The organism is Acinetobacter sp. YH12241, assembly GCF_013417535.1.
GTDB lineage: Bacteria > Pseudomonadota > Gammaproteobacteria > Pseudomonadales > Moraxellaceae > Acinetobacter.
In genome coordinates, this window is record NZ_VPDQ01000024.1 from 21,719 (window position 1) to 44,136 (window position 22,418).

Below are 22,418 nucleotides of genomic sequence, written 5' to 3' on the forward strand. Positions count from 1 at the left end.
CATTACATATTAGGGTAGTTCGGACCACCGCCACCTTCCGGTGTTACCCAGGTGATATTCTGGGAAGGATCTTTGATGTCACAGGTCTTGCAGTGCACACAGTTCGCTGCATTGATCTGGAAGCGTTTTGAACCGTCATCATTTTCCATTATTTCATACACACCCGCCGGGCAGTAGCGCTGTGCAGGCTCATCCCATTTCGGCAGGTTCACATCTACTGGAATCGAAGCATCGGTCAGTTTTAAATGCGCTGGCTGGTTTTCTTCATGCACCGTATTCGATACAAACACAGAAGACAGGCGGTCAAAGGTTAGCTTGCCATCCGGTTTTGGATAGTTCGGCTTGAAGTTCACGGCATCGACTGTTTTCAGAGTTTTAAAGTCTGGCACTAGGTCATGCAGGGTGAATGGAACTTTAAACACGTTCTGGTCGATGAAGTTAAATGCTCCACCCATCCATTGACCAAACTTGTGCATTGCCGGGCCAAAGTTACGTGCGCTATATAGCTCTTCTTTCAGCCAGCTGTTGTTGAACTTGTCTGTATAAGATGTGAGTTCTTTCACGAAGAAGTCTTCGCCTTCGGTCACACGTGCAATCGCCAGATCACCGCCTTTTTCTACCCCGGCAGCAATCGCTTCAAAGACTGCTTCACCACACAACATGCCTGATTTCATGGCAGTGTGTGAGCCTTTGATCTTGGCAAAGTTCAGGAAGCCTGCATCATCACCGATTAAAGAACCACCCGGGAAGGTGAATTTCGGCAGGGAGTTAAAACCACCTTTGGTCACGGCACGCGCACCATAAGAAATACGTTTACCACCTTCCAGATACTGTTTGATCAGTGGATGGGTTTTCCAGCGCTGCATTTCCATGAATGGATACATGTGTGGATTTTCATAAGAAAGATCCACGATCATGCCTAATGTCACCTGGTTATTTTCAGCGTGGTATAACCACCAGCCACCTGAAGAACCGGTTTCAGATAAAGGCCAGCCTGCACCGTGCATTACCAGACCTGGTTTGTGTTTCGCTGGATCAATTTCCCAGAGTTCTTTAATCCCGATACCGTAGTGCTGCGGATCAGCATCTTTGTCCAGGTTGAATTTCTGGATCAGACGTTTACCTAAATGACCGCGACAGCCTTCTGCAAAGATGGTGTATTTGGCATGCAGCTCATAACCCGGCGCAAAGTTATGCGTCGGTTCGCCATCTTTACCAATACCCATGTCACCGGTTTGGATACCTTTCACCGTACCATCTTCATGATACAGAATTTCAGAAGCAGCAAAGCCCGGGAAGATCGATACTTCCAGCTCTTCGGCTTTCTGGCCTAACCAGCGCACCACGTTACCCAGTGAGATCACGTAGTTACCATCGTTATGCATAGTTTTAGGCACCATCCAGTGCGGTGCTTCTTGTGATTTTTCATCTGAAAGAAGGAAGAAAGTTTTGTCTTCTGTCACTGGCACATTTAAAGGTGCACCTTCTTCTTTCCAGTTCGGGAATAGTTCGTTCATGGCACGTGGTTCAAGCACAGCACCCGAAAGAATATGTGCACCGACTTCGGAGCCTTTTTCTACGACACAAACGGACAGATCATTTAAATTGTTTTCAATTGCAAGTTGACGGATCTTGATTGCAGCAGACAGGCCGGCAGGACCCGCACCTACGATCACAACGTCAAACTCCATCGATTCACGTTCGATGTGTTCCATGTAGGACTCCTCATATTTCTATTCGGTGGCAACCATAATCGGATGATTGGGTGCTGCCATGAGTGTTCTGAATTCCTAGACACAAAAATAGTAGTGTCTTTAAGCATCTGGGCTAGTATAGTTTTAAACCCAGGTTAAGCCAATTGGCTGAAACATATTATTTTTCCGTCATTAAGGTCTTCTTTATATGAATAAGTCAGCACCCGATAAAAATCCGACGAAAAAAGTAGCTTCTAGCGATGATAAAAATTTAATGGATATCGCACAATACTTAAAAGATGCACAGGGCAGTCACAAAAGGTCAATCCCGCCTTTGGATCAATGGCAGCCAAAGCATTGTGGCGCAATGGATCTCAAGGTTTTGGCCAATGGAGAATGGTGGCACGAAGGTCAATTGATCAAGCGTCAGCCGATGATAGACCTGTTTTCCACGGTACTCTGGAAAGAAGAAGGAAAATTCTATCTAAAGACGCCGGTTGAAATGATTGAAATCGAGGTCGAAGATGAACCTCTGTTTGTAAATCAGGTCGATCAGGTCAAGATTGAAGGCAGGACTTACCTGCAACTGACCACCACGACTCAGGACATCATTATTGTCGATAGCGAACATCCTATCTTTATGCGTCAGTATCAGGATGAATTGCGCCCTTATGTGCATGTGCGTTTTGGAATCAATGCGCTTATTCAGCGGGCTGCTTTTTTACATCTGGTGGAGATGGGCGAGCTTGGTGAAAATGCTGCTGGAGAGACGGTTTTAAGCTTGAAAAGTGGTGATTTAGACTTGCATTTAAGCACCTGAGGTTTAAGCTTTGTCGCAAGGTCATTTGAAACAAGCAACTAGCAACGTTATGAGCGCTATCCAACCGATTTATCCCTTAGTAGATCCCATGCCTAAAGCCAGTGCTGATGCACCTATCGGGATTTTTGATTCTGGTGTGGGAGGGTTGTCGGTTGCTTTGGAAATTGCCCGGTATTTGCCCAATGAACGCTTTGTTTATTATGCCGACACGGCTTACGTACCTTATGGGCCCCGTAAAGATCAGGAAATCCGTGACCTAACTGCGCGAGCGATTGAATGGCTGTATCGTGAAGGCTGTAAAGTTGCAGTCGTTGCCTGTAATACCGCTTCTGCATTTAGCCTGGATTATTTACGTGAGCATTATGGTGAAAACTTTCCTATCATTGGACTGGTGCCAGCGCTCAAACCTGCAGTCCTCAATACCCAATCCAAAACGGTGGCCGTTCTGGCCACACCTGCAACCTTTCGTGGCCAGCTGATTAAGGATGTCATGACCCGTTTTGCCGAGCCGGCACAGGTCAAAGTAATTCCGGTGACCTGTCTGGATCTGGTGCCTTTTGTAGAAGCCGGTCAGCAGATGAGTCCTGAGTGTCTGGCGACATTAACTCAGATTTTACAACCGGTTGTTGATCAGGGTGCTGATTATTTAGTGCTAGGATGTACACATTACCCCTTCCTAAAATCGTCAATTCAGTATATTTTTGGTCAAAAGCTGACATTAATTGACTCAGGATTCGCGGTTGCGAGACAAACGGCCCGAATTTTGATCAAAAATGGGTTATTATTTGAACATGAGTGCAAGGACAGTCTGAAAATCCGACTTGTGGTTAGTGGTCAAAATGCTGAACAGCTCCAGCCGATTTTAGGGCATCTGATTCCAGCCGATATTAAATGGCAGGTCAGCAATATGGAGACAGAAGTCAGCTAGGCGACCGTCACTCATCTTATAATTTTCAAAGATATATTTTTATACTGGGGTCGTCATATTGTGTCAGGGCAGGGTGTAGCTGGCCAGATCAATGTGCAGTAAAAGAGGATAATCAATGCTCGATAAACGTTATCAGGTGTTTATCTCCACCTCTGGTGCAGAAATGCAGCCAGAGCGGATCATCTTGTCACAAACTTTGGTCGGCATGGGTTTCTTTTCCTGGGGGCTGGAACAACGCACTCCTTTAAATACTGCATTTGCGCGTCGCCAGATTGATGACTGTGATTATGTGGTGATTCTGCTGGGTAGCCAGTATGGTGAGCAGTCGGTTTCCGGTGTGGGTTATATGCACCTGGAATATATTTATGCTGTGACCAAGCAGAAACCGATTATTGTATTTATGCATGAAGATCCGGCTTCACGTGATCCTTCATTGCACGATACGAAACCTGAATTACAAGAAAAATTTAAAGAATTTCGTCAGTTATTGCAGCAGGAAGCTGATCAGGTCTTTTGCTATCGCACCTTGCGTGATCTGGAAATGGCGGTACGTTTGAACATGCCGCAAATGCTGGAACGTTATCCGGTAAGTGGCTGGGTACGACCGCAGAATACTCAAGCCTTGCATGACGAGATTGACCAGCTCAAAGCCAAAGTAGCCCAACTGGAACGCGATGGGGGGACACGTGAAGTGGATCCTTTCCTGAGCCTGCCGAAAGTGTCTATGCATGAAGTTTTCTCTTTCGAATACCGTATGCATGCTTATCAGGATGGTAACTTTAAAGAGCTGAAAGTTCAGAAAAGACTGACCTGGGCACAATTGCTGGCTATTCTTGGTTCTACATTCATTAATCCAACGCCGGAGGAATTTTTCTCCAAGCGTATGAATGAGTATTTGAATGAAACCGGTCTGGCAGATGCACGAGCGGAAATGCCGCGCGCGCATGCTGTAGCCCGTGCCCAGATTAATATCCGTGCCCTGCATAGCCTGAAATTGCAAATGCGCCAGAATGACTGGATTATACCGTCGGGCCGTGATGACCGCCAACGTCTGCTTTGGCAGATTACGCCTAAGGCACAGAAGCTGCTAGACAGTAACTTGCTGGATAAAGATCGTACTTTTCAATATAAGTCAGTGTATTAATCCATATAGAGAATAAGTAAAAAGCTGTTAAAGTAAGCGGGTTGATACTACGACGGGCGTACTGCATGTTTTCTACAGCTAAACCGAAAGTTACGATTATATTGGCAAATTTAGGTACACCTGATGCACCGACTGTGTCAGCAGTACGCGATTTCCTGAAGCAATTTTTATCTGATCAGCGTGTCATTGAAATTCCCAAGCCAATCTGGCAACTCATCCTGCGTTTATTTATTTTACCGTTCCGTCCTAAGCGGGTTTCCCGTGCCTATGCACAGGTCTGGGACCAGGATTCACCGATGCGTGAGATTCTGCTGCAGCAGGTGAGTCAAGTAAAGGCTAAACTCATTGAACAATATCCGCAATTTGAACTGAATGTGGTGCCTGCCATGACCTATGGCAATCCCAATATTCAGGCTGTCCTTGATCAGATTTCGGTTCAACCGCAAGATCACATTATTCTGTTTCCGTTATTTCCCCAGTATTCAGCGACCTCTACCGCACCTCTGTATGATGCAGTCGCAAAATGGGTATTGAAACAGCGCAATTTACCTGGTTTGTCGATTATCCGCGATTATTTTCAGCATCCTTTATTTATTCATTCACTGGCGCAAAGTGTTCGGGATTATCAGGCGATTCATGGCCAGCCGGAAAAACTGTTGATGTCATTTCATGGTATCCCGCAACCCTATGCCGATAAAGGTGATCCCTATGCGGATCGTTGCCGGATCACAGGCAAACTGGTTGCAGAAGCCTTAGGTCTATCTGAAGATCAGTATGCAATTAGTTTCCAGTCCCGGTTTGGTAAACAGGAGTGGGTTAAGCCTTATACGGATGCCTTAATTGAAGAGTGGGGCAAACAGGGCGTGAAATCAATTCAGGTGATGAGTCCGGCTTTCTCGGCTGACTGTTTAGAAACACTGGAAGAGCTGGCTATGGAAAATGGGGAGACCTTCAAGGCCAATGGCGGGGAAAGCTACAGTTATATTCCGGCTTTGAACAACCGTGAAGATCATGTGCAATTGCTCAATACGCTGTTACAGGCTAATCTTGAAGCATTGAATCAGACGCTTGCCCATTAATCTTTTGAGGTTTCTTATCCTATGTTACAAGTCAAAATTGTTCCTGTGACTGCATTTCAGCAAAACTGCTCGATTCTTTGGGATAGCGACAGTAAAGAGGCTGTTTTGATTGATGCAGGGGGCGAACCTGAAAAATTAAAAGCGGAAGTAGAAGCACTGGGCTTAACGGTCAAGGCTTTATGGTTGACTCATGGTCATCTCGATCATGCTGGGGCAGTTGGTGCTTTAAAAAAAGTTTGGGATGTGCCGGTGATTGGTCCGCATAAGGACGATGCATTCTGGCTAGATATGATTCAGGAAGTGTCTGCCCGTTACGGTTTTCCGATTCCGGAAAAAGTAGAAGTCACGCAATGGCTGGAAGGTGGAGAAGTTCTCAAGCTAGGTGATGAAGAGTTTGAAGTACGTTTTGCCCCAGGCCATACTCCAGGTCATGTGATGTTCTATAACAAGAATCATGCTTTGTTATGGACAGGGGATGTACTGTTTAAAGGCTCAATTGGACGGACAGATTTCCCGCGTGGCGATCATCGGCAGTTACTCGATTCAATCCAGCGCGAATGTTTTAGCCTGCCGGATGAAACCCGGTTTATTTCAGGACATGGTCCGATCAGCAATATTGGTTTTGAAAAGCAGCATAACCCTTTCGTTGCAGGAAAAGCAGGTTAAAGTAGTTGAAAAGATCAGCCTAGCTGGTCTTTTTTATTTGCTAAAAGGATTATTTAAAGACTGACGGGTTTGTGCATAGATCAGCCAAGTCATAATAACAAGCAGAACACCGACAATAATAAATAAGCCATCCTGCTGGAAAATGCCTATTCCTAATGACAATATCGCAAGTATTCCTACCCCAATTAAAATGATCTTTAGAATAATGTAGCCCATGTTCTTGCTCTAAAATAATGTGATATTTCTGCGTAAGAACATAGTATTAAACTGGCATATGTGCTGTTAACTTGTGTTGGTTTTCTACAAGCCTTTTATAAAAATCATGTGATTATTTAGGATATGCTTAATGTGATAGGATATTTTAAAAGGTTCAGTCTTCTTCAGAAGATTCAGCTGCGGGAGCATCTTGGGTTGGCAGTTTGTATTCCTCACTGGCCCAAGCGCCTAGATCAATCATTTTGCAGCGTTCCGAGCAGAAAGGACGAAATTCATTATTTTCCCAAGTGGTCAGTTTGCCACAGCGTGGACATTTTAAAGTGGTTGACATCAGCGCACTCCCTAGAAAAATAAAGCTTCGATTAGGCAAATATAACTGCACTTGTTAGACTTATACAGTTTTTATTAGTTTGATCTGATTATGTCGATTCGTCAATTTCAAGCACAGCGTATGCATGCGCCTCGTGATTTCCAAAGTATCAGTTCTGAACCGGTTTGTGTGGAAATCGGTGCGGGCAAAGGTAAACACGCATTGCTCTTTACCCAGATCAATCCAGACAGCGAGCTGATTGCGATCGAGCGAACTCGAGAGAAATTTTTAGCCATGCAAAAACAGCATGCGCTGGAAGGACAACCGAATTTACAGACAGTTCATGCCGATGCCTTGCCTTGGATTGTGCATGCTCTCTATCCAGCGCAAGTCGAACAGTTTTTTATTTTATATCCGAACCCTGAGCCGCATAACCCGGCACAGCGCTGGTTGAATATGCCATTTTTTGAGTTTTTATTATCGCGTTTAAAAACTGGTGGCACGATCACTTTAGCGAGTAACATTCCTGAATATATTGAGGAGGCAGAGCAGCAGGTTCAAAACCTGTGGAAGCTGCCTTTCGTTAAAGAAGTCATTGGCCAAGACTCGGCAAGAACTCATTTTGAAATTAAATATCTAGAGCGTGGTGAGTTGTGCCAGCAATTGATTATTAGTAAACCGGAAGGCTATACAACACGTTTTGATGAGTTTCAGCCGCTACAAGGGCAGAATGCGAGTTCAGCGGAATAAGCCATGAGGAAGCACATTGCAATTGTGGGTGCTGGCCCGGCAGGCTTGATGGCTGCAGAAGTTCTGAGCCAGTCTGATTATGAAGTTCATGTGTTTGAACAGAAGCCTTCGGCTGCCCGTAAATTCCTGATGGCTGGGAAAACCGGCCTAAATATTTCTCATGCCGAACCCGTCGAGCAGTTTGTGCAGCGTTATGATCAGGTAGACTGGTTAGAACCTTGGATCAAACGCTGGGATGCGATATGGATTCAAAACTGGATGAAAGATCTTGGCATTGAACCTTATATTGGTTCTTCAGGTCGAGTTTTTCCTACAGAAATGAAAGCCGCTCCACTATTGCGTGTCTGGTTAAAACGTTTAACTGAGCAAGGGGTACAATTTCATTATCGTCATCAAATTCTAGATCTGAAAAATCATCAGCTACAGATCCATGATTTAAAAAATGATTGCGCATTCACAGAAAACTTTGATGCGATTGTTTTGGCTTGTGGTGCAGTGTCATGGTCAAAACTCGGCAGTGATGGGAAATGGCAAGCATGGCTTGATTGCAGTGAGATTGAACCTTTCCAAGCCAGTAATGCGGGTGTGGAATATCCATGGTCTAAGTTTATGCAGCCAATCTTCGGTCAGCCCCTAAAACGGGTCGAGGCTTGGGTTGATGGCGGTGACAAGACCATGGGAGATATCGTGATCAGTCACTATGGTCTGGAAAGTGGTCTAATCTATAAACAGGACCGGGGACTGCGTCAACAGCTGAAACAGGGTCAGCCAATGCAGCTGAATCTGGATCTTTTTCCGGATCAAACCTTAGAGCAGCTGGCTAAAAAATTACAGCCAAGTAAAAAGCAGTCTTTGAATAATATCTGGCGAAAAGCAGGTCTGGACGGTGCAAAAGCTGCTCTGGTGCGTGAACTGGTACCAAAATCGCTTTGGCAAATTGCTACTGAATTAGCACAACAGGTAAAACACCTGAAAGTACCATTAACAGGTTTCCGTCCTATACAGGAAGCGATTAGCTGTGCAGGTGGTGTTAAACGCGAGGTTCTGTCAGAGCAGCTTCAGCTTAAATCCAATCCACATGTGTTCTTATGTGGTGAGATGCTGGACTGGGATGCGCCTACAGGGGGTTACTTGCTGACAGCCTGTTTTGCCACTGGACGAGCAGCCGCAGAAGGGGTGCAGCAATATTTAGTTCAAGCTCAATAATACGCATTCTTCAGAAAGTGAAAGTTAAATCTTAGAACTGCATATAAAATTTCAGGAAGCGTCCGCTTCCTGAAATGTATTATTTATTGTGCTGGGGCTTTATTTGCGGTGGTCATCTCCGGATATTGCGAACGCCAGCGTTCCAGTTGCTCTTGGGCATGTAGATATTTGCCCAGACCTTTTACATTTTCACTGGCTTCATTTACGGTAGAGGCCTGAGATTTCGGACTATTCACCAGTTTTTCCTGATGTTCCCAGTATTGATACATCAAACCCTGAATATAACGGCCCTGTTCAGTTTTAAGCTCCAGATCTTTGAGCATATTTAGCGAAGACTGGACATGATCGCGTTGACGTTGCTGGACAAATTCCGGAGTCAGATTGTCATCATTGCGCATGCCATTGAGCTCAGCTTCCAGATCCGCGCTCATTTCCTGGAAACGTTCTTCATAGTCATTCAAGACAGCAATATCATGGGGATCATCTTCCGTTTTAGGGAAGTTTTTCACGGGTCCAGTTTTCAATTCCTGCATGATTTCCTCTGATGCAGAGTCTTCCGTTGCCTGCTGTTCTACAGATTGTGAACTTTTCTGGTCACAGGCCATCAAAAACATGGCGGCAGTGAAAAGTGCAGTTCGTGACATCAATTGAATCGTGTGCATGATTGAATCCTGTTCCTAATTATTTTTCTTGAATACATAAACATAGGTGACATAAGGGAAATTAATCATATCTTCTGCACCCTTGTCCGTATAGTTTTTGATAATTTGTTCGAATTGCTGCTTGAGCTGCTGTTGCTGTTCTTTTGGTAGTGCCGCAATAAAGCTGGTTGACAATAAGCGTTTGGAAACCACCTGCTCGACAGGGCCATGCTGTAGCTGTTGCATTTGCGTTTCAGCATAAGGCTGAAAGAGATTCTGTTCTTCAAATACTTTACGCCAGGCACCACTATGATAGCGTGGTGTATCGCCTTCCAGTGGTGCAATGCAATCTGCCAGAGCTTTGACCCAGTCGACTGTGATATCACGCTGGTTCCAGACCAATACCAGAAAGCCTTGAGGTTTAAGTACCCGATCCAGCTCCTTTAAGGTCTCTAGATTGGCAAACCAGTGAAATGACTGTGCACAAAACACGGCATTCACGCTATGATCGGGCAGGGGAAGCTGGTGGCTCATCCCTTCAAGGGTATGAATATCCGGATGTGCCAGTTTTAACTGGGCCAGCATTTCAGGGACAGGATCAATGGCGGTGATGTGGCTGCTGAGTGGAAGCAAATAGGCAATAAATTTACCTGTTCCTGTTCCCAAATCAACAAGATCTGCATCTACAGGCAATGACAGTGTCTCGGCAAGCCATGGGCTAAGATCTGCCGGATAGTCAGGGCGTACCTGCTGATAAAGCTCAGCCGCTGTACTAAACCCTTGTTGAGCTGCAGGATGCAGTGATTGTGTCATATTTTGCGCTTTTTAATCTTTTTCATCGATATAAAATAGCATATTCACTTTTTCGGCCCTATTCATTGAGTGAATTGTTGCCGAAAAGTTAGATTCACCAGCACGGGAAAGTTATGGATAAGCAGATTGTTTTTGAAGATGAGCATATACGCGCAATTTTTATGCCGGGGTCATCTTCAGAATTGATTTTTTCATTTGGAGATTTGATTACCCGTGCCAAGGGCTTGAGCATCAATGCCGAAAAATCATTAGCGAAATTTGAATTTAATGTTTTGGGAATCATGCCCAAACATAAATCCTGGTTTCCAAAAAGTTCCATGTGGAACATGTTGCAAGCCATTGCCGAGCTGATTGCACCGTTTCAGCAGCGCATTGCCTATGGTGGCTCCATGGGTGGCTATGCTGCGATTAAATATTCCAATCTGCTGAATGTTCAGCGAGTGGTCGCGATGGTGCCGCAATATTCGATTGATCCGGAAGATGTCGAAGATGCCCGCTACAACATGTTTTACCAGCCCGAGCTGAATGAAGGCATGCGGATTGAGGCAGAAGATGTCAGTCCGGAACGGGAATATATTCTGGTATATGACCCGTATTGCACCGAAGACCGGGTACATTACCTGAAACTAGAAGCCGTACTTCCGCAGCATCATGTACTGCATCTGCCATTTACCGGCCATGACGCCATCGCTGTTCTGGCCAGCTCCGAGCTGCTGTATGACTTTTTATTGCATGAATATGATGAAAGTTATTTCTACCAGAAAATGCGTCGGGTCAAGAAAAACAGCAAGTTCTATTATCGTAAGGTGATTGAGAATATCTTGCCGAGGCATCGTTTTGCTTTAGGGCGTATCCTGAAAAATAATGATCTGTTGCTGGATACCCAATTTTTTGATGCAGCGCAAAAACAGGTGATTTTGCGTGAATTGCTGAGTAATAAACAGGTCGATCAGCAGGATCTGCTTAAGCTCGGAATTCACGTCAATCTGCCGCAGGAAAAGCGCCAGTTATTGCTGGATGCCTATGGACATGCACTGGTCTTTAATGTGATCAGCAACAAGATCGAAAGCTATACCGGTGATGCGATTGCACTGAACCATAAATTCCTGATTCCAATCTATGCCAAAGGTAATGGCTTGCTGACCATCAATCTGAATGATGAACGTTATCTGGTAGTGATGAATGATCGGCATATTATGAAACTGGTCAAGGAGCAGGATGAATTAAATGTAGGCATGCATCCGATTATCATGAAACGCTATGCTGATTTTTATATGTTCAGCTATAAACATCTGAATTTGCATACAGATGAATACGGCGCTTCCGGTTTCGTTGACGCAAGTGACAAAAATACACAGTTTGTGACACGAAGTGAAATGAACTAACCAAAAAATTTATCTAAAAAACAAATACTTGACTTATGTTTGCTAAGGCCTAATATGGTCTTAGGCGGTATGAAAAATAGTCACACCGCTCCCGGTTGTTTATATGACAAGGGAGTAAATATATGCAATCCAAACAAGTTACAAGTATTTGTTTTATTCTTGGACTGATGCTGCCTAATTTTGCACACGCGGAAAGTGTGCATCCTGCAGTGATCTTGCTCAGTTCTTCTCTTATTTTTCTGATCTTTCTCAGTGTATATGTGATTTATAAGGTGCGCCGTTCTCTGCGTAACCATATTGATAAGTCTGTAGATTAACCACTTCTGACAGTAAGTTGCTTGAAAACCCTGCAGGACTTGTTTTAAATGGCAATCAAAATAAATTGTCAAACAAGGTTGAGGGTAGCGCCATGAAAGCCGCTTATTTAGATTATGCTTCTTTAGACCAACAGGATTTGGACTTTCAGGCACTACATGCAGTATTTGATCAGCTGGTCTTATACCCGGCCACATCGGCTGCAGAGATTCAGTCTCGTGTGGCCGATGTCGATGTCATCATTACCAACAAAGTCATGATTGACGCGGCAACCATCCAGCAATGCCCTCAACTGAAACTGATCCTGATTTCTGCTACGGGCACCAATAATGTCGATCTGGCTGCGGCCAAGGCATGTGGCATTGTGGTGTGTAACTGTCAGGCTTATGGCACCTCTGCCGTCGCTCAGCATACCCTTATGCTGATGCTCAATCTGGCCACTTCATTTTTAACCTATCAACGTGCAGTACAGCAGGGCGAATGGCAAAAGGCCAGCCAGTTCTGTCTATTGGGTGCGCCAATTGTAGAATTGGCAGGCAAGACCTTAGGTATTGTTGGTTATGGTGAGCTGGGCCATGCAGTTGCCAGACTGGCAGAAGCCTTTGGCATGAAAGTACTGATTGCAGCTTTGCCCAACCGTCCAGCAGATGATTCCCGTATTCCATTTGCAGAGTTATTGCCACAAGTGGATTTTTTAAGCCTGCATTGCCCTTTAACGGAAGATACCCGTCATTTAATCAGTCATGCCGAATTGGACGCGATGAAACCAAGTGCATTTTTAATTAACTGTGCGCGTGGTGGAATCGTCGATGAACAGGCTTTGGCTCAGGCCTTACGCGAAGGCAAAATTGCCGGTGCTGCGACGGATGTGCTTACCGTGGAGCCTCCGAAAGAGGGAAATGTATTGCTCGATGCCTCAATTCCTAACCTGATCGTTACACCGCACAATGCTTGGGGCAGCGTTGATGCGCGTCAACGCATTGTGGATCAGATGGTGGAAAATGTAGAAGCCTTTAAGCAAGGCCGGCCTATCCGTCAGGTAAATTAAAAACTGCCAAATAAAAACTAAATGCTGATTAAATTCGATCAGCATTTTTTTCGGTTTTCTGGCGTAATATATTTATCTAATAGCTTTAAAAATTCACTCTGAACCAGTGCAGACCGGGGGTTAAATATAATTTCCTGATAGACGCGCTTAAATTCGGGTACCCGTTCATCGGGACGCTTGTCATAAGATGTTCGATAATGGGTTTCAAACATATAAATCAGATGATTCTGCGAAAAATAAGCAGTTCGATAGCTATAAATGTCATCTCCTTGAGTCCCGATTCTTAATTTACACATATCCTTGATCCGATACAGGTCGGCATTATTGCCAGAGGCGGGCCTAAATTCAGCTTCCTCCAAGTGTTCTATATGCTGGATTTTTTCGCCTTCGGTTTTATGGTTATAAGGATTCGCACTAGACAGGCTCGGGATGGAGGATAATTCATCATCAATCGCAGCAATTGAGGTCACGGTTTCACCTGAAACCAGTAAAGTGATGTACAGGATGGCTACACCACACAGAATGCCGGCGATAAAGCTGAGGAGAATTTTTTTCATTTTTATTATCTTCTCATGATTTTATTTGAGTTCAGTCTAAAGAAAGACTCAACTATCTTCAATGCTTAAAAGAAAAAGCCCGTAATGGGCTTTTTTCAATGCGATGATTTAAAGATCATCTACTGCATAACTGGTCGCTGTACCGGAACTTGACTGGGGCTGTGATACCGATGAATTTTGAGTTGCGGTAGATGGCTGACTCAAAGGCTGCTGCACGATCGGTGCCTGTTGTGAATTGCCGCGCCAGACTTCTCGGGTTTGCTGAATTTTCTGACCCGTTTGCTGTGCTGCCTGAGTCGCACCCTCATCTACTTTCTGGATGGTATCTGATGCTGCAGACTTGGTATTGCCCCAGGCACGGTCTACACCCGGTTTGATTTTGGCAATGCCTTTTTCAGTGACTTCACCTACTTTTTCAGCAGTATTGATAACACCTTCCTGTGCTTTATAGGCAAACACATGCAGCAGGTTCGGATTCTCACCATAAGGCGCAATCGGTTTGGTGGTCTGAGTGGTTTCGGTCTGTGCAAATACAGGTGCGCAGAACATTAAAGCTGTCGTTAAAATAATTGGGGTTTTGATATTCATTATGGATCGACCTCGAATTCGTCAAAGAGCGGTCTGAGTTTGGTTTTCAGTGTAACGGATAATCAGCCAAAAACAATGAATAAGCTGTGAAGAGAGTATAGGTCCAGCGTAGTTCCATACGAGGATTTTATAATTTTTAAGAGAAAGAAAGAGCAGGTCAAATCAGAGGAAAGATTAAATTTCTGTTCATTCAAATAAATAGCCCTATTTTCATTATAAAAACAGGGCGATCTATTTAATCACATTGAGTTAGGGCATCTTTAGCAAAATGATTGCGCAGAATTACAAAGTTCTTTTGTACTGCCGTATCGTGCAGGTCAAATTTTTGTGCCGTGCTGGTACCGTCACGCTGGAAAGTTGCTGAACCGGCATCAATCAGGGTCAGGCCTTTAAATGACCATTGTTCAACTGAACGGTTGTTGCCGATGTCGCCAGTAAATTCAATCACGCATTTGTCGAGGAATTTGGTCAGTTTCGCCTTATTGTTGGTTGTTTCTGGAATAACTTCGAGATTTTGTACTTCCTGTAATACACCCAGTTCCAGCTGTGGAATGGTCGGTTGAGATGTACATGCTGTAAGTGCGATACCCGCAAGAGTCGTCATAATGAGTGTTTGAAATTTCATGCGCTTCTTTCTTGTTGAGTGTTGTTAGGGTGAGTATATGAAATATATAGGGATATGCCTATAGTATTATAGGCTAATTAGTAAGTATGAATTTTTCTTAGATTTAACTTTATAATGATAGAAGTTAACAGAATATTTAATATAAAAAGGTTTTGAAAATGAAGATTGATGCAGCTGATAAGGATATTGGGGACATACTCAATTTAGGTTATTTCAAAATACCACGTTTTCAAAGACCATACTCATGGGAGTTAGATGAAGTACAAACCTTTTGGGATGATGTAGTTAACGGCTCTACTGATGATTATTTTATTGGCTCAATGGTTGCATACCAAATAAATAAGCCTTATTACGGAATCGTTGATGGTCAGCAACGTTTAACCACAATTACTCTAATGTTAGCCGCTTTAAGGAATGCTTTTTTTAGATTAGGTAATGATAATCTAGCAAAAGGTATTCATCAGTTTATTGAAAGAGAAAATGTAGACTATGAAAATGAATATATTCTTAATGCTGAAACTTCTTTCCCATATTTTCATTCTCAGATTCAAGCTTACCCTGATGAAATTATAGTTTCTGACAATGATATAGGGGTAGAAGAGCAAAACTTAAAAAATGCCTTTGATCGTATTGAAAGTAATTTAATAAAAGAGCTGACTAACTTACCGTTAAAAAGGAAGTATGAATTCGATAAGTTAAAAGATAAAAAATATACTTTTTCGTTAGAGGAAGATGATCAGAAGAAAGTGACAGAGTATTTACGTAATATACGTGACAAAATTCGTTCACTTAAATTAGTTTTTATTAATCTAGATAATGAAGAAGATGCCTATCTTATTTTCGAGACTCTTAATGCAAGAGGTAAAGACCTTCGGGTTTCTGATTTAATTAAAAATTTATTACTTCAGAAAATAAAGTCGAGTAGTAAAAGTGTTGATAAACCTAAAGAAGCTTGGAATTCAATTGTTAATAAATTATCTAAATCAGGTACAGATGTAGTTGATAACTATGTCGTACATTATTGGTTAGCCAATAGAGAATATACAACTGAAAAAGAACTCTTTGCTAAAGTTAAAAAGTATATAAATGCTGATCAAAATAATGCTCAAAAAATTTTGAATGAACTGGGACAATATTCAGAATACTATTTACAAATGCTAATGCCAAACTCAACAATTACTACTAAAGAAATGTCAGGTGTTAGAAACAGTTTGAATGGTTTAAGAATTTTTAATGTTAGACAACAATCATCTCTAGTATTAGCACTATTGGCTGCTTATAAAAGTGAAAATATAACACTTAAAAATCTTAAGAAATCTTTAAAGTTAATCGAATATTTTCACTTTCAATATAATGCTATAGCATCAAAGCGCTCATCTGGTTCTATTGCAACAGGTTATTCAAAACTTGCATTAGAGCTTAAATCAGTAGTGGATAATGATTCCTTTCAAAAATTTTATAATAATTTACATAAACATGTATCTGAAAAGATGCCGAAATTTGATGAGTTTGATGTCAAGTTTAAGCAACTAATTTATCTTTCAGATCAGACAAGAAATCGTAATATTATTAAATATGTATTTACTCTATTAATGGAAGAGAATAATCCGGCTTTAAATCTAGATTATGAATCTCTGACAATAGAGCATTTAGTTTCTCAATCTACTCTTAAAGATATTAATCTTGGAAAAGAACAGATAGTTGGTGGATTTGGGAATTTAATCTTGGTTTCTACAACTATAAATAGTAACGAATTAGCGAATAAATCTATTAAAGACAAAATGGTTATTCTAAGAGATAAGCAATATCCATTTTTACAAAATTTACTTGAATACAATTTTAAAGGAACAGATCAAGAAATTGAGGCTAGATTAGATAGGCTTTCTAAGAAAGTTTATGAAATAACAAAAATTTAAAAAAAACCCGCTCTAAAGCGGGTTTTTTGATGAATCAGAACTTAGTGTTGAAGCACCGAAATATCCGCAACTTTAGTGAACAGGTCACGAAGCTGAGCAAGTAGGCGTAAACGGTTTGCTTTTAGTTTAGCATCATCTGCCATCACCATTACACCGTCAAAGAACGCATCCACTGGCGCACGTAGGGCAGCCAATGCAGACAACGCAGCAGTGTAATCTTTAGAAGCAAATAGCGGCTCAACCACTGGTGTGATTTTCGCAAGTTCAGCGAATAATGCTTTTTCAGCATCTTCAACCAGATTTGCTTCAACCACAGCACCTTCAGGTGCAGCTTCTTTGGCAAGAATGTTGGCAACACGCTTGTTCGCAGCAGCAAGAGCAGCCGCTTCAGGCAATGCACGGAAGTGATTAACGGCATTTACACGCTTGTCAAAATCAAGCGGAGATTTTGGTGACAGCGCTTGAACAGCCTGAATCACGTCAACATCAACGCCTTGGTCTTCATATTTCGCACGGTAACGACCTTCAAGGAATGCAACTGCATCCGCCAAAGTCTTGTCATGATCTTTCAAAACATCGCCATAAGCAGCTAGAGCCAGCTTAATCAGGTCTTCGATTGAAACATCCAGTTCATTTTCAGTCACCAGACGCAGGATACCAATCGCAGAACGACGTAGCGCAAATGGGTCTTTAGAACCTGTTGGTGCCTGACCGATACCGAAAATACCAGTCAAGGTATCTAAACGATCCGCAAGAGCAATCGTTGTACCAGTTTTAGTCTTAGGCAGAACGTCACCCGCGAATTTAGGTAAATACTGCTCACCTAAAGATTCAGCCACTTCATCATTTTCGCCTTCAAGACGTGCGTAGTAAGTACCCGCGATCCCTTGAAGTTCCGGGAATTCACCGACCAGCTCAGAAGTTAAGTCGCATTTTGCAAGTAAAGCTGCTTTTTCAGCATCTTCAGCTTTGGCACCGGTAATCGGAGCAAGCGCGACAGCCAGTTTGGCAATACGTTCAGACTTGTTCCACAAAGTACCCAGTTGTGCCTGGAATACCATGTTGGCCAGTTTCTCTTTACGAGACGCAAGCGGTTGTTTCTGATCTTGCAGGAAGAAGAATTCTGCATCTGACAGACGCGGACGAACTACTTTTTCGTTACCTTCAATGATTTGAGTCGGATCTTTAGACTCAATATTTGAAACGGTAATGAAGTAAGGCTGTAATTTGTTTTCAGCATTCACCAGACAGAAATACTTCTGGTTGTCCTGCATCGTGGTGATCAGTGCTTCTTGAGGAACTGCAAGGAAGCGTTCTTCAAAGCTGGCACGAAGAGCAACTGGCCATTCAACCAGAGCAGTGACTTCGTCACGCAGATCCGCAGGAACAATGGCAATCGCATTCACTTCATCAGCCAGCGCTTTGACTTGCTGATCGATGATTGCTTGACGCTCTTCAAAAGACGCAATCACTTTCGCAGCGCGCAGGGCATCCAGATAAGCATCTGCATTGGCCAGAATAATCGCTTCAGGCGCATGGAAACGATGACCATAAGTCACGTTGCCTGCTTTATGATCCTGAATGGTTGCATCAATCACATTGCTGTCTTTTAACAAGACCACCCATTTCACCGGACGAACGAATTCAGTACGGCTAGCTGCAGAACGCATACGTTTTGCGATTGGCAATTGATCCAGAGCATGTTGCAGGATTTGTGGCAGTAAAACGTCCAGACTTTGGCCTTTCACATCTTTCAGGTAGCAGACTTTTTCAACTTTACCGGCCTGGAAAGTAGACACCTGATCAACCGTAATGCCTTGACCGCGCATAAAGCCTTCAAGTGCTTTGGTTGGTTTGCCTTCAGCATCATAAGCCGCTTGCACAGCAGGACCGTCAAAACGTTTTTGCGTATCCGCTTGAGCAGCATCAACATTTACGATTTTAAGTGCCAGACGACGTGGCGCTGCATAAGCTTCGATCGCATCGAAAGCCAGACCCGCATCTTTTAAGCCTTTTTCAGTTTCAGCTTTTAAAGCATCACGTAATTTTTTCAGGCTTTTTGGAGGAAGTTCTTCACAGCCAAGTTCAAATAAAACTGTATGTTTAGACATTATTTGTTCTCCGCTGATTTTTCTGCTTGAGCCGCTTCTGCTTCTACTTGAGCTTTAAGCTGAGCCAGGACTTCGTCACGTAGGTGAGGTTCTGCCATTGGGAAACCAAGTTTCGCACGTGCTGCTACATAACTGGTCGCAATTGAACGTGCCAAAGTACGCACACGCAGAATATAACGCTGACGTTCAGTCACAGAGATCGCGCCACGCGCATCTAACAGGTTAAAGCTGTGTGATGCTTTAATCACTTGCTCATAAGCAGGTAATGGCAGTTCAGCTTCGATTAAACGGGTCGCCTCAGCTTCGTAGAAATCGAACAGTTCGAACATTTTTTCTACTGGTGCATATTCGAAGTTATAAGTCGATTGTTCTACTTCATTTTGATGGAACACATCGCCATACGTCACAGTACCGAACTGACCTTTGGTCCAAACCAGATCGTAAACTGAGGCTACACCTTGCAGATACATCGCCAGACGTTCCAGACCATAAGTGATTTCACCGGTTACTGGGTAGCATTCAACACCACCGACTTGCTGGAAGTAAGTGAACTGAGTCACTTCCATGCCGTTCAGCCAAACTTCCCAGCCTAGACCCCATGCGCCCAGTGTTGGAGATTCCCAGTTATCTTCCACGAAACGGATGTCGTGAACTAAAGGATCAATACCGATTGCCTTTAAAGAATCTAGGTAAAGCTGCTGGATGTTGTCCGGGTTTGGCTTAAGCACAACCTGGAACTGGTAATAATGTTGCAGACGGTTCGGGTTCTCACCATAACGACCATCTTTCGGACGGCGTGATGGCTGAACATAAGCAGCATTCCAGGTTTCGGGACCTAACGCACGAAGGAAAGTTGCAGTGTGGAATGTCCCTGCACCCATTTCCATGTCGTAAGGCTGTAACACGACGCAGCCTTGCTCCGCCCAGTAGTTTTGTAAGGCAAGAATTAAGCCTTGGAAGGTATCAATATGCGATATGGCGCGACTCATGGTCATCCACTTAAAATTAGAGAAAAATTGTGCTTGATTATAAGGATTTTACAGGGGAGTGGCAAAGGGTTAATACGCTGAAAATATTTTGGAAAAAATTAAAATGGTCTTCATTCATGCCAGATTTTGCGCGGCTTTGCTGCAATTTTATGCTGGAATAGCAATAGGATGAGATCCAAAAATCAGGAATAAATCAGATGTATAGCATCCTGTTCACTGAAGCACGATAAAGTTAAACTGATCTCATACGATTGCGGTCTTAGAATTAGTTTAATCTTCACACAATATAATAATGCCTAATAATAAGGAACTTCATGACCACTTACCAAATTCAGTGCCATTTAAAATACAAGATTGTGCAACCTACCGAATTTATTTTTATGGTTCAGGTCGCCCATCATCCCGATCAGAATATTCTCGGAGAACAGCTCACTATGAATATGCCGGTCAAGTGGCATGAATTTCAGGATGCTCAGCATCAAAACCGTCATATCCGGTTGCAACTCGAACCCTGTGAGGCATTTGAACTGAACTATAGCGCGACAGTTACCCGTCAGCCGAGCATTCCGAATGATCTGAGGCAAAACTTGAGTGAAGTCAAAATTCCAGACCTGCCGGATGAAGTACTACCTTATTTGCTGGCCAGCCGCTATTGCAATTCAGATTTATTACTTGAAATGGCGAAACGCTCATTTGGCTGGGTGACACCCGGCTATACGCGTGTAAAAGCCATTGAACAGTGGATTTATAACAATATTTTTTATGTCTCTGGCTGCTCTGATCAGTTTACGACTGCGACAGATGTACTGATCCACCGGGCAGGGGTATGCCGTGACTTTGCCCATTTAGGCATTGCGCTGTGCCGTGCTTTAGGAATTCCGGCACGCATGGTGGTCGGTTATGTGAAAATTGAAAAATTTTTACCCGATTTTCATGCCATTTTTGAAGCCTATCTGGAAGGCGGGTGGGTACAGTTTGATCCGACCCGTTTGGCTCCGGTCGACGAGCTGATTCGCATTGGCACCGGGGTAGATGCCGGAGATGTAGCATTTTCAACCTATTATGGTCAGGTCGAGCTGCTCAAAATCGAACCTCTGATTAAATCTGGTTCTCATAGCGAAGCTGAGACTAAAATCACCTGACATGAATGATCTTATTGAAAATCCTATGAGAGATTGAATAGTAAAATAGGACTAGATGGATGGTTTTTCTCTGGTGTGTGACTTAGCTTTTTAAACAGCATCCATTTAAGTGTAATTAAAAGATATAAAATAAATACATCTTTAAAGCGACTAGTTTTATAATGCGCAAAATCTGTAAACATTAAAATCAGGCGCGCCGTGTTCCATTCCAATCTCGACTGGCTCAATACCTTAAAACCGAATTTTAAAGTTCTTCCACTCAAAGACCGTTTACTCTGCGGTATTGGGGCACTACTGGGTCTCACGGTATCATCATTACTGAGTTTATGGATTCTGGGTGATTTTGAAGCCTGGTATATTGCGCCGATGGGGGCCTCATCTGTGCTGCTGTTTGCAGTTCCGGCCAGTCCCTTGGCACAGCCCTGGAATATTCTGGTAGGTAATACTATTGCTGCGGTAGTGGGTGTGACCTGTGCCTTGTTTATTGCCAGTCCGACGGAAGCTTTTAGTCTAGCGGTAGCTTTGGCTATTATCCTGATGATGACCACCGATTCCCTGCATCCACCGAGTGGTGCTGTGGCTATTACGGCGGTACTCGGCGGCAATGCGGTGCATGAACTCGGCTATGCTTTCGTTTTCTATCCGGTGCTGCTGAATTCGATCTTATTGATGGTAATTGCGATCGTCTTTAATCGAATGATTGGCAAGCGTTATCCGCAGCAGGCGCAATTGAATACCCGTTCCAAAGATCCGACCCCGACCCAGAAAGTCACTATTCAGCCGCAAGATATTCAGGAAGTACTAGATCAGCAAACCGAGCTGCTGGACATTAGTGAATATGACCTGCAAAAGATTATTCTGGAAGCTCAGGACCGAGCCAATGCCCGTGCGGTCAACCAGTTTACCTGTCAGGACATTATGACTAAAGACGTGGTGACCCTGCATGCCAATGATAATATTCAGCATGCACTGGATAAATTTAAAGAAATGAACCTGATGAGCCTGCCGGTGGTTAATGCGGAAGGCAAGCTGGTGGGAACGCTGGCCATGTATCAGGTGGTAGAATGGTTTAAACGTGCTGCAGATGTGCGCAGCAGCTGGGAACATCAGGTCAAACATATTATGACCCGCAAGGTAGTCACAGTGCAGCCATTGCAGCCGATTCAGGATCTGGTGCCCTATTTTGTGGAGCGTTCCTTTAACTATATTCCGGTAGTGAGTGAGCAGCGTCTGGTCGGAATTATCAGCCGCGCAGATATTATCGCTGCCCTGAATCAGGAACTGAACCATTTTAAAATGAGAGCTTAAAGCTGTTTTGAATAGTTCTGAAAAAAAAGCACCCTCGGGTCACTGCTGTCCCACAATTTTTCACAAGAGGAAGCTCATTTGAGCTTCCTCTTGTTTTATGGGTATTTTATCGGGTGAAAATAAAGCTTTTAAAGTTCTTCTTTCAAACAAATTCACTTGAATTATTC

General features: G+C 43.4%; 23 protein-coding genes. 13 read left to right on the top strand and 10 right to left on the bottom strand.

What is annotated here, in order from left to right; genetic code table 11:
* Positions 1-2: 2 nt before the first annotated feature.
* The gene (locus FTV18_RS12140; protein ID WP_005232462.1) at positions 3-1,715 is read right to left on the bottom strand and encodes an electron transfer flavoprotein-ubiquinone oxidoreductase; all 1,713 of its coding nucleotides are present in this window, start codon (positions 1,713-1,715) and stop codon (positions 3-5) included.
* A 187-nt stretch (positions 1,716-1,902) separates the two neighbouring features.
* Between FTV18_RS12140 and FTV18_RS12145 the strand changes: the two genes are divergently transcribed.
* The 5 genes from FTV18_RS12145 to FTV18_RS12165 all read left to right on the top strand — a co-directional run bounded on the left by FTV18_RS12145 (position 1,903) and on the right by FTV18_RS12165 (position 6,331).
* Entirely contained in the window at positions 1,903-2,514 is a 612-nt protein-coding gene (locus tag FTV18_RS12145; RefSeq protein WP_159123934.1) for a DUF1285 domain-containing protein, read from the top strand.
* 49 nt (positions 2,515-2,563) lie between these two features.
* The gene (gene murI, locus FTV18_RS12150) at positions 2,564-3,442 is read left to right on the top strand and encodes a glutamate racemase (RefSeq protein WP_166138033.1); all 879 of its coding nucleotides are present in this window, start codon (positions 2,564-2,566) and stop codon (positions 3,440-3,442) included.
* A gap of 115 nt (positions 3,443-3,557) precedes the next feature.
* Positions 3,558-4,586, top strand: a complete 1,029-nt coding sequence (locus tag FTV18_RS12155) for a DUF4062 domain-containing protein (RefSeq protein WP_180018228.1) — start codon at positions 3,558-3,560, stop codon at positions 4,584-4,586.
* Positions 4,587-4,651: 65 nt separating this feature from the next.
* Positions 4,652-5,665: a ferrochelatase gene (gene hemH, locus FTV18_RS12160; protein ID WP_180018230.1), complete on the top strand. Its 1,014-nt coding sequence runs from the start codon at positions 4,652-4,654 to the stop codon at positions 5,663-5,665.
* Positions 5,666-5,686: 21 nt separating this feature from the next.
* A complete protein-coding gene (locus FTV18_RS12165) occupies positions 5,687-6,331 on the top strand; it encodes an MBL fold metallo-hydrolase (RefSeq protein WP_180018232.1) in 645 nt (214 codons plus the stop codon).
* Positions 6,332-6,364: 33 nt separating this feature from the next.
* Here the strand turns inward: FTV18_RS12165 and FTV18_RS12170 are convergent, their stop codons facing one another.
* On the bottom strand, positions 6,365-6,547 hold the full coding sequence (locus tag FTV18_RS12170) for a hypothetical protein (protein WP_159123930.1): 183 nt from the start codon (positions 6,545-6,547) through the stop codon (positions 6,365-6,367).
* 154 nt (positions 6,548-6,701) lie between these two features.
* On the bottom strand, positions 6,702-6,878 hold the full coding sequence (locus FTV18_RS12175; RefSeq protein WP_166138045.1) for a DNA gyrase inhibitor YacG: 177 nt from the start codon (positions 6,876-6,878) through the stop codon (positions 6,702-6,704).
* Between the two features lie 84 nt (positions 6,879-6,962).
* Here FTV18_RS12175 and FTV18_RS12180 point away from each other — a divergent pair, with 84 nt between their 5' ends.
* Positions 6,963-7,607 (top strand): SAM-dependent methyltransferase, encoded by a 645-nt coding sequence (locus FTV18_RS12180; RefSeq protein WP_180018252.1) that lies wholly within the window; start codon positions 6,963-6,965, stop codon positions 7,605-7,607.
* Between the two features lie 3 nt (positions 7,608-7,610).
* Positions 7,611-8,813: a TIGR03862 family flavoprotein gene (locus FTV18_RS12185; protein ID WP_180018234.1), complete on the top strand. Its 1,203-nt coding sequence runs from the start codon at positions 7,611-7,613 to the stop codon at positions 8,811-8,813.
* An 83-nt stretch (positions 8,814-8,896) separates the two neighbouring features.
* Here the strand turns inward: FTV18_RS12185 and FTV18_RS12190 are convergent, their stop codons facing one another.
* Both FTV18_RS12190 and FTV18_RS12195 read right to left on the bottom strand, forming a co-directional pair.
* Positions 8,897-9,475: a hypothetical protein gene (locus FTV18_RS12190; protein ID WP_005232438.1), complete on the bottom strand. Its 579-nt coding sequence runs from the start codon at positions 9,473-9,475 to the stop codon at positions 8,897-8,899.
* 15 nt (positions 9,476-9,490) lie between these two features.
* Positions 9,491-10,267 carry a class I SAM-dependent methyltransferase gene (locus FTV18_RS12195; RefSeq protein WP_180018236.1) on the bottom strand — a complete coding sequence of 259 codons (777 nt, stop codon included), beginning with the start codon at positions 10,265-10,267 and terminating at the stop codon, positions 9,491-9,493.
* Between the two features lie 113 nt (positions 10,268-10,380).
* On the opposite strand from FTV18_RS12195, the gene FTV18_RS12200 reads away from it, so the two are divergent.
* The 3 genes from FTV18_RS12200 to FTV18_RS12210 all read left to right on the top strand — a co-directional run bounded on the left by FTV18_RS12200 (position 10,381) and on the right by FTV18_RS12210 (position 13,015).
* Positions 10,381-11,652: a hypothetical protein gene (locus tag FTV18_RS12200; protein WP_180018238.1), complete on the top strand. Its 1,272-nt coding sequence runs from the start codon at positions 10,381-10,383 to the stop codon at positions 11,650-11,652.
* Between the two features lie 122 nt (positions 11,653-11,774).
* A complete protein-coding gene (locus FTV18_RS12205; protein ID WP_005232434.1) occupies positions 11,775-11,969 on the top strand; it encodes a hypothetical protein in 195 nt (64 codons plus the stop codon).
* A gap of 92 nt (positions 11,970-12,061) precedes the next feature.
* Complete coding sequence (locus tag FTV18_RS12210) at positions 12,062-13,015, top strand: 2-hydroxyacid dehydrogenase (protein WP_004781778.1); 954 nt, start codon at positions 12,062-12,064, stop codon at positions 13,013-13,015.
* A 38-nt stretch (positions 13,016-13,053) separates the two neighbouring features.
* Here the strand turns inward: FTV18_RS12210 and FTV18_RS12215 are convergent, their stop codons facing one another.
* The 3 genes from FTV18_RS12215 to FTV18_RS12225 all read right to left on the bottom strand — a co-directional run bounded on the left by FTV18_RS12215 (position 13,054) and on the right by FTV18_RS12225 (position 14,785).
* Positions 13,054-13,572: a hypothetical protein gene (locus FTV18_RS12215; protein ID WP_179992852.1), complete on the bottom strand. Its 519-nt coding sequence runs from the start codon at positions 13,570-13,572 to the stop codon at positions 13,054-13,056.
* Between the two features lie 108 nt (positions 13,573-13,680).
* Positions 13,681-14,160, bottom strand: coding sequence for a hypothetical protein (locus FTV18_RS12220; protein WP_180018241.1), 480 nt, complete (start codon positions 14,158-14,160; stop codon positions 13,681-13,683).
* Between the two features lie 235 nt (positions 14,161-14,395).
* The gene (locus FTV18_RS12225) at positions 14,396-14,785 is read right to left on the bottom strand and encodes a hypothetical protein (protein WP_180011895.1); all 390 of its coding nucleotides are present in this window, start codon (positions 14,783-14,785) and stop codon (positions 14,396-14,398) included.
* A 158-nt stretch (positions 14,786-14,943) separates the two neighbouring features.
* Between FTV18_RS12225 and FTV18_RS12230 the strand changes: the two genes are divergently transcribed.
* Complete coding sequence (locus FTV18_RS12230) at positions 14,944-16,701, top strand: DUF262 domain-containing protein (RefSeq protein WP_180018244.1); 1,758 nt, start codon at positions 14,944-14,946, stop codon at positions 16,699-16,701.
* 41 nt (positions 16,702-16,742) lie between these two features.
* On the opposite strand, the gene glyS is transcribed toward FTV18_RS12230, so the two are convergent.
* Both glyS and glyQ read right to left on the bottom strand, forming a co-directional pair.
* Positions 16,743-18,812 (bottom strand): glycine--tRNA ligase subunit beta, encoded by a 2,070-nt coding sequence (gene glyS, locus FTV18_RS12235; RefSeq protein WP_180018246.1) that lies wholly within the window; start codon positions 18,810-18,812, stop codon positions 16,743-16,745.
* A complete protein-coding gene (gene glyQ / locus FTV18_RS12240; protein ID WP_180018248.1) occupies positions 18,812-19,801 on the bottom strand; it encodes a glycine--tRNA ligase subunit alpha in 990 nt (329 codons plus the stop codon). Before glyQ ends, glyS begins: the two co-directional genes overlap by 1 nt.
* Before the next feature lie 314 nt (positions 19,802-20,115).
* On the opposite strand from glyQ, the gene FTV18_RS12245 reads away from it, so the two are divergent.
* Positions 20,116-20,943, top strand: coding sequence for a transglutaminase family protein (locus tag FTV18_RS12245; protein ID WP_180011900.1), 828 nt, complete (start codon positions 20,116-20,118; stop codon positions 20,941-20,943).
* A 198-nt stretch (positions 20,944-21,141) separates the two neighbouring features.
* Positions 21,142-22,251: an HPP family protein gene (locus FTV18_RS12250; RefSeq protein ID WP_034704289.1), complete on the top strand. Its 1,110-nt coding sequence runs from the start codon at positions 21,142-21,144 to the stop codon at positions 22,249-22,251.
* Positions 22,252-22,418 lie beyond the last annotated feature (167 nt).